This is a genomic window from Roseateles sp. P5_E8 (genome assembly GCF_054177665.1).
The window spans coordinates 42,658-55,478 of the sequence record NZ_JBGCUM010000017.1 but is presented as its reverse complement, the minus strand read 5'-3'; the positions used below and the strand labels follow the sequence as shown (position 1 = coordinate 55,478).

At 69.4% G+C, this 12,821-nt stretch carries 12 protein-coding genes; 4 read left to right on the top strand and 8 right to left on the bottom strand.

The genetic code is table 11. From position 1 onward, the window contains the following. Window positions 1-15 precede the first annotated feature (15 nt). Both ACXRVZ_RS12445 and ACXRVZ_RS12440 read left to right on the top strand, forming a co-directional pair. Window positions 16-918 carry a lactate/malate family dehydrogenase gene (locus tag ACXRVZ_RS12445; protein ID WP_457422228.1) on the top strand — a complete coding sequence of 301 codons (903 nt, stop codon included), beginning with the start codon at window positions 16-18 and terminating at the stop codon, window positions 916-918. Then, window positions 918-2,069, top strand: a complete 1,152-nt coding sequence (locus ACXRVZ_RS12440; RefSeq protein WP_457422226.1) for an endo-1,4-beta-xylanase — start codon at window positions 918-920, stop codon at window positions 2,067-2,069. The genes ACXRVZ_RS12445 and ACXRVZ_RS12440 overlap by 1 nt, the downstream gene beginning before the upstream one ends. Here ACXRVZ_RS12440 and ACXRVZ_RS12435 read toward each other — a convergent pair. Genes ACXRVZ_RS12435 through ACXRVZ_RS12425 form a run of 3 tightly spaced genes read right to left on the bottom strand, consistent with a single transcriptional unit; the run spans window position 2,057 to window position 5,151 of the window. Continuing rightward, entirely contained in the window at window positions 2,057-2,587 is a 531-nt protein-coding gene (locus ACXRVZ_RS12435; RefSeq protein ID WP_457422223.1) for a hypothetical protein, read from the bottom strand. The two genes, ACXRVZ_RS12440 and ACXRVZ_RS12435, sit on opposite strands and share 13 nt — an antisense overlap. Window positions 2,588-2,638: 51 nt before the next feature. Beyond that, on the bottom strand, window positions 2,639-3,775 hold the full coding sequence (locus ACXRVZ_RS12430) for an acyl-CoA dehydrogenase family protein (RefSeq protein WP_457422221.1): 1,137 nt from the start codon (window positions 3,773-3,775) through the stop codon (window positions 2,639-2,641). 56 nt (window positions 3,776-3,831) lie between these two features. Further along, window positions 3,832-5,151 carry a hypothetical protein gene (locus tag ACXRVZ_RS12425; protein ID WP_457422219.1) on the bottom strand — a complete coding sequence of 440 codons (1,320 nt, stop codon included), beginning with the start codon at window positions 5,149-5,151 and terminating at the stop codon, window positions 3,832-3,834. 100 nt (window positions 5,152-5,251) lie between these two features. On the opposite strand from ACXRVZ_RS12425, the gene ACXRVZ_RS12420 reads away from it, so the two are divergent. Both ACXRVZ_RS12420 and ACXRVZ_RS12415 read left to right on the top strand, forming a co-directional pair. Beyond that, window positions 5,252-7,066 carry a PAS domain-containing sensor histidine kinase gene (locus ACXRVZ_RS12420; RefSeq protein ID WP_457422217.1) on the top strand — a complete coding sequence of 605 codons (1,815 nt, stop codon included), beginning with the start codon at window positions 5,252-5,254 and terminating at the stop codon, window positions 7,064-7,066. After that, entirely contained in the window at window positions 7,063-7,422 is a 360-nt protein-coding gene (locus tag ACXRVZ_RS12415; RefSeq protein WP_457422215.1) for a response regulator, read from the top strand. Before ACXRVZ_RS12420 ends, ACXRVZ_RS12415 begins: the two co-directional genes overlap by 4 nt. 237 nt (window positions 7,423-7,659) lie before the next feature. On the opposite strand, the gene ACXRVZ_RS12410 is transcribed toward ACXRVZ_RS12415, so the two are convergent. The 5 genes from ACXRVZ_RS12410 to ACXRVZ_RS12390 form a co-directional block, all read right to left on the bottom strand. Then, entirely contained in the window at window positions 7,660-8,130 is a 471-nt protein-coding gene (locus ACXRVZ_RS12410) for a MaoC family dehydratase (RefSeq protein WP_457422213.1), read from the bottom strand. Window positions 8,131-8,296: 166 nt separating this feature from the next. Next, window positions 8,297-10,330 (bottom strand): GDSL-type esterase/lipase family protein, encoded by a 2,034-nt coding sequence (locus tag ACXRVZ_RS12405; protein ID WP_457422211.1) that lies wholly within the window; start codon window positions 10,328-10,330, stop codon window positions 8,297-8,299. Further along, on the bottom strand, window positions 10,327-10,992 hold the full coding sequence (locus ACXRVZ_RS12400) for an SDR family oxidoreductase (protein WP_457422209.1): 666 nt from the start codon (window positions 10,990-10,992) through the stop codon (window positions 10,327-10,329). Before ACXRVZ_RS12400 ends, ACXRVZ_RS12405 begins: the two co-directional genes overlap by 4 nt. After that, window positions 10,989-11,615 carry a LysE family translocator gene (locus ACXRVZ_RS12395; protein WP_457422207.1) on the bottom strand — a complete coding sequence of 209 codons (627 nt, stop codon included), beginning with the start codon at window positions 11,613-11,615 and terminating at the stop codon, window positions 10,989-10,991. The genes ACXRVZ_RS12400 and ACXRVZ_RS12395 overlap by 4 nt, the downstream gene beginning before the upstream one ends. Further along, on the bottom strand, window positions 11,615-12,793 hold the full coding sequence (locus ACXRVZ_RS12390) for an acetyl-CoA C-acyltransferase (RefSeq protein ID WP_457422205.1): 1,179 nt from the start codon (window positions 12,791-12,793) through the stop codon (window positions 11,615-11,617). The genes ACXRVZ_RS12395 and ACXRVZ_RS12390 overlap by 1 nt, the downstream gene beginning before the upstream one ends. Window positions 12,794-12,821 lie beyond the last annotated feature (28 nt).

The window sequence follows — 12,821 nt, the reverse complement described above, 5'->3', positions numbered from 1 at the left end:
CCCATACTGCGCCGCATGAAAGCACGCATAGGCATCATCGGCACGGGCTGGGTCGGCACCAGCGTCGCGTTCTCCACCTTGCTGGCGGGTCATGCCGGCGAACTCTGGCTGCACGACGCTCGCGGCGCGGTGGCCGAGGGCGAGGCCATGGACCTGGCCGACGGCGCGGCCTTCTACCCGCGCTGCGCGGTCAGCGCCGTGCCACTGGCGCAGATGCGCGAGGCCGACATCGTCGTGCTGGCCGCGGGCCGCAACGGCCGGCCGGATGAGAGCCGGCTCGACCTGCTGCGCGACAACGCCCGCATCGCTGCGGACATCGGCTGCGGGCTGGCGGGCTTTGGCGGCATCGTGCTGATCGTGACCAACCCGGTCGACATCCTGACCCGTGTGGTCCAGGCCGCCAGCGGGCTGCCTCCGGAGCGCGTCATCGGCACCGGCACGCTGCTGGACACGGCCCGCCTGCGCGAGCGGCTGGCGGGGCGCCTGGGCGTGGCGCCGCAGTCGGTGCATGCCCAGGTGGTGGGCGAGCATGGCGACTCGTCGGTGCCGCTGTGGTCCGGCGCGCGCGTGGGCGGTGTGGCGCTGCGCGACTGGCCGGGCTGGCAGGCGAGCGAGGAAGCGGCGCTGGCGCAGACCGTGCGCCGCGCGGCCTACGAGGTCATCCAGCGCAAGGGCGCCACCAACCACGCCATCGGCCTGGTCACGGCCGAGCTGATCGGCTGCATCGTGGGCGACGAGCACCGGCTGCTGCCCGTCAGCCGCGTGCAGAGCGACGGCGTGGCGCTGTCGCTGCCGGCGCTGGTGGGCGCGGGCGGGGCGGTGCAGGTGATGGCGCCGGGCATGGATGCGGCCGAGCGCGAGGCGCTGGCGGCGTCAGGCGCGGTGCTGGAACGGGCGTTCGCATCGCTCGGCGTCTGATGTCTGTGGCGCTTCCTGACCGTCGCCGCCTGCTGCTAAGCGGCCTGGCCCTCCCCGTGCTGAGCGCCTGCGGCGGCGGTGGCGGCGCGGGCGCTGCGCCAAGTCCCGCACCCACGGCCCCTGCACCAGCGCCCGCAGACGTCCCCGCCCTCAAGACTTACTTCGCCGCCAACTTCAAGATTGGCATGGCTGCCGACCCCAACGGCTACAAGAACGCGATAGCCAACCCGGTCATCCTGAAGCACGCCAACTCGATCACCGGCGAAAACTGCTTCAAGCCCGCCAGCCTCGGCATCTCGCCCGGTGTCTACAACTGGACGACTGCGGACGAGCTGGCCAGCTTTGCCGCCGCCAACGGCATGGTCGTGCGCGGCCACACGTTGTGCTGGCATTCGCAGACACCCGATTGGTTCTTCGCCGGCACGGCCGCCGAGGTGCGCGCCAGGCTCGAGACCTACATCCACGACGTGGTGACGCACTTCAAGGGCAAGGTGGCCTGCTGGGACGTCGTCAACGAGTGCACCAGCGACGACGCCAGCTCGGCCTGGCGGAACTCCCGTTGGCTGCAGATCCTCGGACCCGACTACATCGAGCACGCACTGCGCGCCGCCCGGGCCGCCGATCCCGATGTGAAGCTCTTCATCAACGACTACAGCACGGAGGACCCGGCCAAGCTCTCGCGCCTGATGACCATCGTGGCCAGCCTGCAGGCCAGGGGCGTGCCGCTCGACGGCGTGGGCCACCAGTTGCACGTGAGCACGGCCTCACCGACGACAGCCAATGTCGACAACGCGCTGCGCAGCGTCGCCAACAAGGGCCTCATCAACCACGTCACCGAGCTGGACGTGTCGCTCTACAACGACCCCGGCTCCTGCTTCGCAAGCCGGACCGGCTGCGCGGCCGACATCACCGGCGACGCCACGTTGCTGGCCGCCGCCCTGAAGGCGCAGGCCCTGCAGTACCGCGCGCTATTCAACGTCTTCAAGCAGCACGCCAGCCTGCAAAGCGTCAGCACCTGGGGCATTGCGGACAACAGCACGTGGCTGTCCGGCTTCCCGACGACGCGGGGGAATCGGCCGCTGTTGTTTGACATCGCCGGTATCGCCAAGCCGGCGGCGCGGGCGATCACGGACGACGGTTATGTGCCTTGAGAGAACGCGGGACTCGAGGCATCACTTCTGACAGTCGAGCTTGGCTTCATTTTTGATGCCCCCAAATCGATCTGAAGGGCTGCCGGTAATTTTCGATAGATCGCCGGGTTCAGCTGCAAGAAACCAGTGCCCTCGTTGCCTCTGAAGAGTTCAATTGTGGTGATCGCCTCGGTTGGCAGTTCGGTGCCTTCCAGTCTGACAACGAAATCCATATCCGGATCGAACACCCGATTTGTTCTCAACACCTTGAGCACCGTGATTCTTGAACCCACGCGGACCGGCGTTCTGAAGCCGACTTCAGAGCCTCCGATCCCCGGCGGCGGAATCAATGTGATGAGATCAACAGGCGCCTTCGAGTGCTCGCGAATGCCATAGGCATAGACCAATCCGACAACTTCGTAACGACTCCCGACGAAGGCCTTGATTTTGGGATCGTCACTAACGTCTTTGGGCTTCTCTCCCGAACAACCCTGAAGCATTCCAAGCGCAGCGAGCACGAGTAGCAATAGCTTCTTCATGATGTCATGCAGAAAATTCGGGGTCAGGCCTCAATTTCTAAATCCTCTTTCTCACCCCGCCGCCAACGCCCGCCCGATCAATATCTTCTGCACCTCGCTCGTGCCCTCATAGATCTGGCACACCCGCACATCGCGGTAGATACGCTCGACGGGGAAGTCACTGAGGTAGCCGTAGCCGCCGTGGATCTGGATGGCGTCGGAGCAGACGCGCTCGGCCATCTCGCTGGCGAACAGCTTGGCCATGGCGGCCTCTTTCAAACACGGCCGGCCGGCGTCTTTCAGGCTGGCGGCATGCCAGATCAGCTGGCGTGCGGCCTCGATCTGCGTGGCCATGTCGGCCAGTTTGAACTGCACGGCCTGGTGGTTGAAGATGGGCTGGCCGAAGGTGACGCGGTCACGGCTGTAGCGCAGCGCCGCCTCGAAGGCCGCGCGCGCCATGCCGACCGACTGCGACGCGATGCCGATGCGCCCGCCCTCCAGGCCCGACAGCGCGATCTTCAGGCCCTGGCCTTCTTCGCCGAGACGGTTGGCGGCGGGCACGCGGCAGCTCTCGAACAGGATCTGCGCCGTGTCGCTGCTGTGCTGGCCCATCTTTTCTTCAATGCGCGCCACCGTGTAGCCGGGCGTGGCGGTGGGCACGAGGAAGGCGCTGATGCCCTTCTTGCCGGCGGCCTTGTCGGTCACGGCCATGACGATGGCAATGTCGCCCTGCTTGCCGCTGGTGATGAACTGCTTGACGCCGTTGAGCACGTAGTCGTCGCCATCCCTCACAGCGGTGGTGCGCAGGCCGCCGGCCTCGGAGCCCACATGCGGCTCGGTCAGGCAGAAGGCGCCCAGCATGTCGCCGCGTGCCAGCGGCTTGAGGAAACGCTCCTTCTGGTCGGCATTGCCAAAGCCCATCAGGATGGAGCAGACCGGGCAGTTGTTGACGCTGACGACCGTGCTGGTGCCGCCATCGCCAGCGGCGATTTCTTCAAGGATGACGGCCAGGGCCAGGTAGTCCAGGCCCGCGCCGTCCCACTCAGCGGGCACGGCCACGCCGTAGCAGCCCAGGCTCGCGAGGCCCTTCAGCTGCTCGGCCGGGAAGTGGTGCGTCTTGTCCCAGGCGGCGGCATGGGGGGCGATCTCGGCCTGCACGAAGGCGCGGATGGCGTCCTGCACGGCGAGGTGGTCTTCGGATAAGAGCATGGTGAGCTCGACCTCTGGTTTTGGGGTGAGCCATTGTCCAGCCGCGCGCGCTGCCCCTACAGCGCCGGCAACCTGATCGGGTCGCGCATGCCTTTCAGCTCAAGCCGCGCCTGGCAGCCCGCAAAGCTCAGGCCGCCGGCCTTGCGCTCGACGCGAACCGCGCTCGGCAAAGGCTGGCGCTGGACGGTGGCGAGCAGCGTCTGGCGCAGCAATTCCAGGTCGACCTGACGAGCAACGTAGCTCTTCCAGTGACTGCCCACCGTGTCGAGCAGCCAGCGCGTCACCGTATTCCGCCAGGCAGGCAAGGGCGTGGTTTCGACCCAGGGCTCAGCCTGCAAGACTTCACAGGCGGCCGGCCCCGTCGCTGGAAGCGTGGACAAGAGCTGTAGCCAGAGCGCGTCACTGTCCTGCCGGCTCTGCTCGGGCATGGAACCCAGCGCGAACCGGCACAACTGACGGTCCAACCACGACCCCGCTGGCTCGCCCTCCGCGTCCTTCGCCTGATGGCAGCCACGCACCGGGTCCACCAGGTCGCTCATCACTTCGCGACCGTACTGGGCCTCGTGGGGAATCCAGTTGCGCGGGCTGAGCGTGAGCGCCGGCAGCGGCTTCAGCAGTGCCACCAATTGGGCACGATCCAGGCCCCGCAAGGCAATCACGTCACCTGCCAGCACCCAGTTGTTCTCCACCGCGCTCAATCCGACCATCGTGCCGATGAGGCTGCGCGAGCCCTCCAGCGCCCGGCGAGCAAGTTCGTCGGCACGGGCCAGCAGCGCGAGCGCGCGGCTGTCGTCCTTCTCCAGCACGGCCTGCATGCCCAGCCAGCGCACGCACGAGGGCAGACCGGCCAAGCGCGGCATGGGCAGGGCCGCGAAGGGCAGCGTGGCCAGCGGGCCAGCGTCGGGCCGCTGCGGCCACGCCTCCTCCTCCCAGGCCGGCATCTGCGCAATGCGCTCGCAGCGAGCGCCGAGCACGGCGGCCTTGCCCAGTTCCTGGCGCAGTGCCGCTGCCTGGTCGTGCCAAAGCCTGGCGCAGTCGCTCCTGCTGGCACGGCAGTTCCACAACTCGCCCGTCGGCCAGCGCAGCCGGTCGCCGGCGGGGGGCGGCAATCCCTTCAACGCAGCCTGGCCAGCGGCATCGATGTCCGCACCGTCAGGGGCATCCAATCCCTGCACGGCGACGAAGCCGTTGTGCTCCGGAGCCGCCTGCACCGGCCGCAACAGCAGTTCGCGCGGCACCGGCTGCGGCGCCGCATCGGCCCAGCGGCCGTTGCTGGCGACCCATGCCAGCGTCAACAGCAGCAACAGCCCCAACAGCCCGAGCCCCAATCGGCCTAACAACTTGAACACACGGCGCATCGGCAAGTTCTCCCTCATGGCCGGCCAGCATAAGCAGGCTCCGGGCGGCGCTGCAGGTGAGTTTTGCCGTCGGGGCGCTAAAGGTTCCCTCGCCGGCGAGCGCTGTGCATACTCGGCCATGGTGAGCTCCGCCCCCGCCTCCACCTCGTCCCCCGCGCTGCCACGCAGCGCGCGGCGCGTGGCCTGGTTGTTGTTGGTGATGGCGGCGCTGCTGGCGGCGCTGGGCTTGTTCGCCGTGACCTCGCTGTCGGCGGCGCGTGCCTATGTGACCGGCGAGAGCCAGTGGTCACGCGCGCAGAAGAGCGCAACGCTGGCCTTGCTGGTGTATCTGCAGTCCGGCGACGAGGCGCAGTTCCAGGTGTTCGAGCGCGAGATCGCCGTGCCGCTGAGCGACCGGCGCGCCCGCGAAGCGATGGACCGCGGCGGCGCGCACGACGCCGAAGCCGTTCAAGGCTTCATTGACGGGCGCAACCATGCCGACGACGCGCCCGGCATGATCCGGCTCTACCGCTGCTGCAGCGGCCTGCCCTACATGGCCGACTCCGTGGCCGTCTGGCGCGAGGCGGACACGTTGATCGCCGAGCTGACCGCGCTGGCTCACCAGGCGCGCGCCCTGCCCACCGCCGACCGCACCGCGCTGCAACCCCGCGTGCTGGCGCTGGATGCGCGGCTGACGCCGCTGGAGCAGCGCTTCTCCGACAGCCTGAGCCTGGCATCGCGGCTCACCGGCACCCTGCTGAACGGCCTGCTGATCGTCGGCGCCCTGCTCTTCGGCCTGGTCGCCGCCGGTCTGGTGCTGCGCCGCGCCCGCCAGGACCAGGCCGCCGGCCAGGCCTTGCTGCGCAGCGAGGCGCTGTTCCGCTCGCTGTGGGAGACCAGCATCGACGGCGCCGTCATCATCGACGCCGACAGCCACATCCGCTTCGCCAACCCGGCCATCCACACGCTGCTGGGCCATGCGCCGGGCAGCCTCGCCGGGCAGCCGCTGGCGGTGTTGCAGCCCGAGGCACTGCGGGCGGGGCATGTCGCCGGCCTGGCCCGCCACATGGCCACGGGCGAGAAGCGGCTGGACTGGCGCGCCGTTGAAGCGCTGGCCCGTCACGCCGATGGGCGGGATCTGCCGGTGGAGATCCGCTTCGCCCGTTTCGAGCTCGACGGCGAGACGCTGTTCGTCGGCTTCCTGCACGACATCACCGAGCGCAAGGCCGCCGAGCACGTGGCGGCCGAGCACCGCCGGCTGCAGGCCGCGGACCGGGCCAAGTCCGAGTTCCTGGCACGCATGAGCCACGAGCTGCGCACGCCGCTGAACGCCATCCTCGGCTTTGCCGACCTGCTGCGCACCGGTCGCAGCGGTCCGGTCACCCCGGAGCAGGAGCGCCAGCTCGGCTTCGTGGCCAGTTCCGGCCGCCACCTGCTGGCCCTCATCAACGACTTGCTGGACCTGTCGCGCATCGAGGCCGGCCGCGCGGAGGTCAGCGTCGCGCCGCTGGACATCGCCGAGGTCGCCGCCGAGGTGGCCGGCCAGCTGCGGCCGCTGGCCGAGACACGCGGCCTCACGCTGACGCTGGCCATGGCGCCGTCGCTGCCCTGGCGGGGCGACCGCCTCAAGCTGACCCAGGTGCTGCTGAACTTGGTCGGCAACGCGATCAAGTTCAGCGAACAGGGCGAGGTCGAGGTCACTGCGAAGCTTGAGGGCGAACGCCTCGTCATCGCCGTGCGGGACCACGGCCCCGGCGTGCCCGAGGCACAACGCGCCCTGCTCTTCCAGCCCTTTCGCCAGCTCGACGGCGGCCTCGCCCGCGCGCAGGAGGGCACGGGGCTGGGTCTCTACCTGAGCGCGCAGTTGCTGGGCCTGATGAACGGCCGCATCCGCCACGAGCCGGCCGAGGGCGGTGGCTCGCGCTTCGTCATCGAGGTTGAAGCATTGCCATGACACACGTCCTGCTGGTGGAAGACAACGACCTCAATGCCTACCTCGCGCGCTATGTGCTGGAGGCCGACGGTTTCGAGGTCGAGTGGGTGGTCAACGGCCAACTCGCCCTGGAGGCCGCCGCCGCGCGCCGGCCTGACATCATCCTGATGGACATGCGCATGCCGGTGCTCGACGGCTACGACGCCACGCGCCGGCTCAAGGCTGACCCGGCGTTGTGCGACGTGCCGGTGCTGGCGATGAGCGCCCAGGCCCTGCCCGAGGAAAAGACCCGCGCGCTGGCCGCCGGCTGCGACGCCCACATCGACAAGCCCATCGATGTGGCCACGCTGGCCGCGCAGATCAGGGCTTGGCTGTGAGGCCCCTCGTCTAGGCACGCATCGCTGAACGCGGTGCGCGCCCAACCGGTCTTGCAGACCGCGCAGCCGACAGTGCGGCTGCCCTTCGGCAGGCACGACAAGTCCACAGGACTCGTCGTGTCCGGCCTCAGCCCCCGAGGGGACGGCGATGCATGCGGCGTTGAGCCGCATGCACATCGCCATGGCGGGCCGGCTTGGGAGCGGCCCGGCGCTCGGCCCGGGTGCACTACTCCTGCTTCAGTCTTGCCCGGCCTTAACTAGCAGCGTGCCGCGCCCGATGACGCAAGGGTGGGCGTGCCGCACCGTGGCGCGGCCGTCGGCGTGGAAGAGCCAGCCGTCCAGCGAGGCATTCCATTCGACGCTGGCCACTCGCCAGTGCAGCACCAGCTCCTGCTCGGCAAACACCGGTGCCTTGAACGAGAAGTTGAAATTCAGGCACAGCAACTCGCGCTCCTGACCGTCTTCGCTGCGCGAGAAGTGGCTGGCCGCGAGGCCGATCATCAATGCCGTCGTCTGCTGGCCGCTTGCAATGATTTCGCCGTGGCGGGCACGCTGGGCGGCCTGCACGTCGTGGTGCAGCGGGTTGCTGTCACCGGTTACTCGGGCGAAGGTGGCAATGTCCTCGCGCGTGAAGCGCACGATGCGCTCGCAGGTTTCACCCACTCGCACGAGGGTGCTGGTGCCGGATTCGGCAACGGTGGCGTCCATCATTCCTCCTGGTACTGCAATTTGGGGAGCGTCTCGGCTTGTGACCGGACGTTTCCGATCAATATAAGCAAGCACGATGCCCGGAACATGACGTTAGCAGCGGCTACCACCTGCTCGGAGGTAACAAATGCTTGCGCCGGTGACGCCCGGCAACCGGCGTGCCTGCTCAGTGCCAGCCCTGCTCGTTCTGAGCCTTGGGCGGCTGGGCCAGCACCCACATGAAATACAAGGCCTTGGCGGCCTTGGCGCGGCTGACGACTTGCCGAGGCTCCAGAACATCGCCATTGAGCATGCGGCCGCGCACAATGCCCTGCTCCGAGCGTATCAGCCCCAGCTCATAGGCCCGCCTGACTTGGGGCACCAGCGGGGGCGCAACCTGGGCGCCATCGACCAGCGCGGCCCAGGGCAGCAAGGGGTCGTAGCGCGCATTGCGTGCGCCGCCGTCCAGGTTGGGGTCGCGGCTAGGCGCGTTGGCTACTGCACTGGCACCGTTGTAGTCGGTCATATAGGCCGGCTTGGTGCTGAACCTGGCGTCGTAGGCACGCAGCAGCAACACCGCCATGGCTTCGCGGGTCAGCGGCCCGGTGCCGGCAGCCTCTGCGGGCGGCAGATTCAACAGCCGGGCCAGAGCGACGGCGAACTCGCGGGCGTCCATGGGCTGGCCGGGATGGAACAGCCGCTGCGCATCCAGGCTCAGCACGCCCAGCTGCAGCAGCTTCTCGATCTGGTTGCGGTAGTAGGCGCCGTCGCCATCGACGATGTCGCGCGCGATCTCGGGGTAGACGGCCGACCAGTCGCCCGTCGCCAGCGCCGCCTTCACGTCGGGCCGCAGCCAGGCCACCACGCTGCCGGCCAGTGCGTCGCCCTGCCCCGCGAGCCGCGCCAACTCGGTGACGACCAGCCGCGCGTACTGCCGGGACATCGCTTCCTTGAAATGGGTGCCGTCGATCTTGTCCGCCGGGTGGCCGTTGGCATAGCTGCCGGTGTTGGTCTTGCCCGGCGTTTCGCCGGCCTCGATGGACATGACCATCGCCGTGACGGCCGCCGGCCCGGCCTGGTTGTAGAACGCCACGCTGCGCGCGTTCAGGTCGACGACCGGCACGCCCAGCTCGGCGCCCAGGCGGCGCAACAGCGCCGGGAAGCGCCGCGTCTGGAAGGAGTCCACATAAGCCTCCCCTGGCTTCAGCGCGACGGGCACGCGCGCCATGGGCGTCACCAGCACCGGGCGCAGGCCACGCGCACGGATGGCCGGCAGGTAGACCGCGCGGATCAGCTCCTCCACCATCGCCTCGCTGCCGCCGCGGCCCCAGCGGCGGGCCTCGTCGGTGCTCTCGTCGTTGTGGCCGAACTGGATCAGCACCACGTCGCCCACCCGCGCCGCCAACAGCAGGTCGTTCAGCCGCCCCTCGGTGTAGGCGCTGCGCCAGGAGCGCCCGCCCATGGCGTAGTTCTGCAGCCTGACCTGCTCAGCGTCGAACAGGCGCCCCAGCACCTGGCCCCAGCCGCTCATGGGCGCCTCGTCGAAGGTGTAGGTCTTCATCGTCGAGTCGCCCAGCGTGAACAGCGTCGGCGGCGCGCCGTCCGCGCGCGGCTCGGGCGGCAGTGGCAGCAGCTCGATCTCCTCCAGCCCCACGGCCACGCCGCGCCGCCGGGGCTCCACCTCGATGTCGATGAAGCCGCGGCCGTTGACGTGGCGGTAATGCCAGTCCCGGCCCTGCACGCGCAGGCGGTTGCGGTGCGGCAGCAGGCTGGCGGCGTCCCAGTAGGCGGTGGTCAGCAGGCGGCTGGTCTGCAGCCCGCTGATGGACACGGTGGCCTCGTCCGCGCCCACGGTTGTGCGCACGCGCACCGCATAGGCGCCCGGCGGCGCGGCGATGCGAAAGGCCAGGCCGTAGTGGTTGGCGTCGTCGCCCTCTGCGCCGGCCTCGAAATCGGGCTCGCTGATCGTTGCGCCGTCCGCGCCGCTGCGCACCGTCGTGACGTGCACCGTGCGCGCCGGCAGCGCCGACGTGCGCTCGACGAAGCCGTAGCCGGCGGCCGTATCGAAGCGGGGCGCGCCGCCGTCGGCGTTCCAGCGCAGGCTGACCGCGCCCGGCGCCGGCGAGGCCGCAAAGCTGAAATGCAGCGCCGGGGGCGCCGCCGCCGCCGCCAGGCTCAGCGCCAGCGCGGCGGCGCCAAGCCAGGCCCGCAGCGCCTTCACCAGGCCAGCCTCTGCCCGTCGTAGTTGAAGAATGACCCGGAGTCGCCCGGCTTGACGCTGGCCAGCACGGTGCGCATGCCGGCGATGCTGGTGGCCACGTCGATGTCGGCGCCAGCGCCGCCCATGTCGGTGCGCACCCAGCCGGGGTGGAAGCTGATGACGGTGGCCTTGCCGGCAAGCGCCAGCGAGGCGTCCTTCATCACCGAATTGACGGCCGCCTTGGACGCCGCGTACAGCCAGCCGCGCGTGCCAGCGCGCAGGCCGATGGAGCCCATGCGCGACGACAGGACGGCCACGCGCGCGCCCGGCGCCAGTGCCTCGGCGATCTGAGGCAGCAGGCGCATGGGGCCCAGCACATTGGTGTGCATGACGGCGTCGAAGTCGGCCACCGTGGGGGCCTCCAGGCCCTTGCTGTCGGGGCCATAGACGCCGGCATTGATGACGACGACGTCGAAGCGCTCGCCGTCGACCAGCTCGGCCAGGCCCGACACGCTGGCCGCGTCGGCCACGTCCAGCTTCAGCGCGCGGGCGCCGTGCTCGCGCAGCCTGTCCAGCGCGGCGTCGTCGCGCGCCGTGGCGGTGATGCGCGCACCGGCCGCGCGGTACTGGCGGACGAACTCCAAGCCGAGGCCGCGCGACGCGCCGATGATGAGGACATTCATGGTTTGGTGATGGCCAGCTTGGCCGCGAGCAAGGTGAAAAGGCCGGCGCCGCCCAGGTTGAGGCCGCGCCCCACCCAGGGCCTCGGCCTGGCGCGCCGCAGCGGTGCGACCAGGGCGATCAACGTCAGCATGAAGAGCAGGCCCTGGACGATGAACCAGCCGCCGAGGAAGAGAAAAGCCAGCGTCTTGTTGGGCGCGGCGGCGTCGATGAACTGCGGCAGCAGCGCCAGGAAGAACAGCGCCACCTTCGGGTTCAGCGCATTCGTGAAGAATCCCTGCCGCGCCGTGCGCCACAGCGATTGCGGCGCAGCCACTTCAGCGGTCGCCGCAGGCTTCAGCCCGGCCTTGGCCATGCCCCAGGCCACGTAGAGCAAATAGGCCGCACCCACGTACTTGACGACTGCAAACGCTTCGGCCGACGTGGCCAGCAGCGCCGCGAGGCCAAACGCCGCAGCCAGCGTGTGCAGCACGCAGCCACCCATGATGCCGACCGCCGCCGCCACGCCCTGGCGCCAGCCGCCGCGCAGCGTGCTCGCCACGGCGTAGGCCATGTCGACGCCCGGCGTCGCATTGAGCACGAAGACGGTGGTAGCGAACAGCGGCAGATCGTGGGTGCCGAGCATCAGATCAGCTCGACCGCCATCGCCGTGGCTTCGCCGCCGCCGATGCAAAGCGCCGCGAGGCCACGCTTAAGGCCGCGTGCCTTGAGCGCGCCCAGCAGCGTGACGACGATGCGCGCGCCACTCGCGCCGATGGGGTGGCCCAGAGCGACGGCGCCGCCGTTCACGTTGACGATGTCGTGCGGCAGCTTGAACTCGGCCATCGCCGCCATCGTCACGGCGGCAAAGGCTTCGTTGACTTCCCACAGGTCCACGTCGGACGCCTGCCAGCCGGCCTTGGCCAGCGCCTTCTGGATGGCGCCGACCGGCGCGGTCGTGAACCAGTCGGGCGCCTGGGCGTGCACCGAGTGGCTGACGATGCGGGCGACCGGCGTGAGGCCGCGCGCCTTGGCCGTGCTCTCGCGCATCAGCACCAGTGCGGCGGCGCCGTCGGAGATGCTGGACGAGGTGGCGGCGGTGATGGCGCCGTCCTTCTTGAAGGCGGGCTTGAGCGTGGGGATCTTGTCGAGCTTGGCCTTGAAGGGTTGCTCGTCGAACTTGATGACGGTGTCGCCCTTGGGCGAGCTGAACGTCACCGGCGCGATCTCCCAGTCGAAGGCGCCGCTCTCGTTGGCGGCCTTGGCGCGCTGCGTGGACGTGATGGCGAACTGGTCCATCGCCTCGCGGCTGAAGGCGTATTTGGACACGCACTGCTCGGCGAACACGCCCATGGCCTTGCCGCGCTCGTAGGCGTCTTCCAGGCCGTCGATGGCCATGTGGTCGTACATCTGCGCCGCGCCGTACTTGACGCCCTTGCGCGCGAACATCAGGTGGGGCGCGTTGGTCATGCTCTCCATGCCGCCGGCGACGACGACCTCGGCTGAGCCGGCCGCCAGCATGTCGTGGCCGAACATCATGGCGCGCATGCCGGAGCCGCACATCTTGCTCAGCGTCACGGCACCGGCCGAATCGGGCAGGCCGGCGCGGCGCATGGCCTGGCGGGCGGGCGCCTGGCCCTGGCCGGCCATCAGGCAATTGCCCATCAGGACTTCATCGACTGAATCACCCGGCACGCCGGCGCGTTCGACGGCGGCTTTGATGGCGACAGCGCCCAGTTCCCAGCCGGCAAGACCGGCGAAATCACCCAGCAGGCCGCCGATGGGGGTGCGGGCGGCGGACACGATGACGATGGCATCGGACATGTTCAAACTCCGTTGATGAACGAAGCCG

Coding starts and splice junctions, on each gene's coding strand:
- ACXRVZ_RS12395 (WP_457422207.1), bottom strand. CDS start 11,615: ATGCTCGGCACCCACGATCTGCCGCTGTTCGCTACCACCGTCTTCGTG.
- ACXRVZ_RS12420 (WP_457422217.1), top strand. CDS start 5,252: ATGGTGAGCTCCGCCCCCGCCTCCACCTCGTCCCCCGCGCTGCCACGC.
- ACXRVZ_RS12445 (WP_457422228.1), top strand. CDS start 16: ATGAAAGCACGCATAGGCATCATCGGCACGGGCTGGGTCGGCACCAGC.
- ACXRVZ_RS12440 (WP_457422226.1), top strand. CDS start 918: ATGTCTGTGGCGCTTCCTGACCGTCGCCGCCTGCTGCTAAGCGGCCTG.
- ACXRVZ_RS12430 (WP_457422221.1), bottom strand. CDS start 3,775: ATGCTCTTATCCGAAGACCACCTCGCCGTGCAGGACGCCATCCGCGCC.
- ACXRVZ_RS12390 (WP_457422205.1), bottom strand. CDS start 12,793: ATGTCCGATGCCATCGTCATCGTGTCCGCCGCCCGCACCCCCATCGGC.
- ACXRVZ_RS12415 (WP_457422215.1), top strand. CDS start 7,063: ATGACACACGTCCTGCTGGTGGAAGACAACGACCTCAATGCCTACCTC.
- ACXRVZ_RS12425 (WP_457422219.1), bottom strand. CDS start 5,151: ATGAGGGAGAACTTGCCGATGCGCCGTGTGTTCAAGTTGTTAGGCCGA.
- ACXRVZ_RS12410 (WP_457422213.1), bottom strand. CDS start 8,130: ATGGACGCCACCGTTGCCGAATCCGGCACCAGCACCCTCGTGCGAGTG.
- ACXRVZ_RS12435 (WP_457422223.1), bottom strand. CDS start 2,587: ATGAAGAAGCTATTGCTACTCGTGCTCGCTGCGCTTGGAATGCTTCAG.
- ACXRVZ_RS12400 (WP_457422209.1), bottom strand. CDS start 10,992: ATGAATGTCCTCATCATCGGCGCGTCGCGCGGCCTCGGCTTGGAGTTC.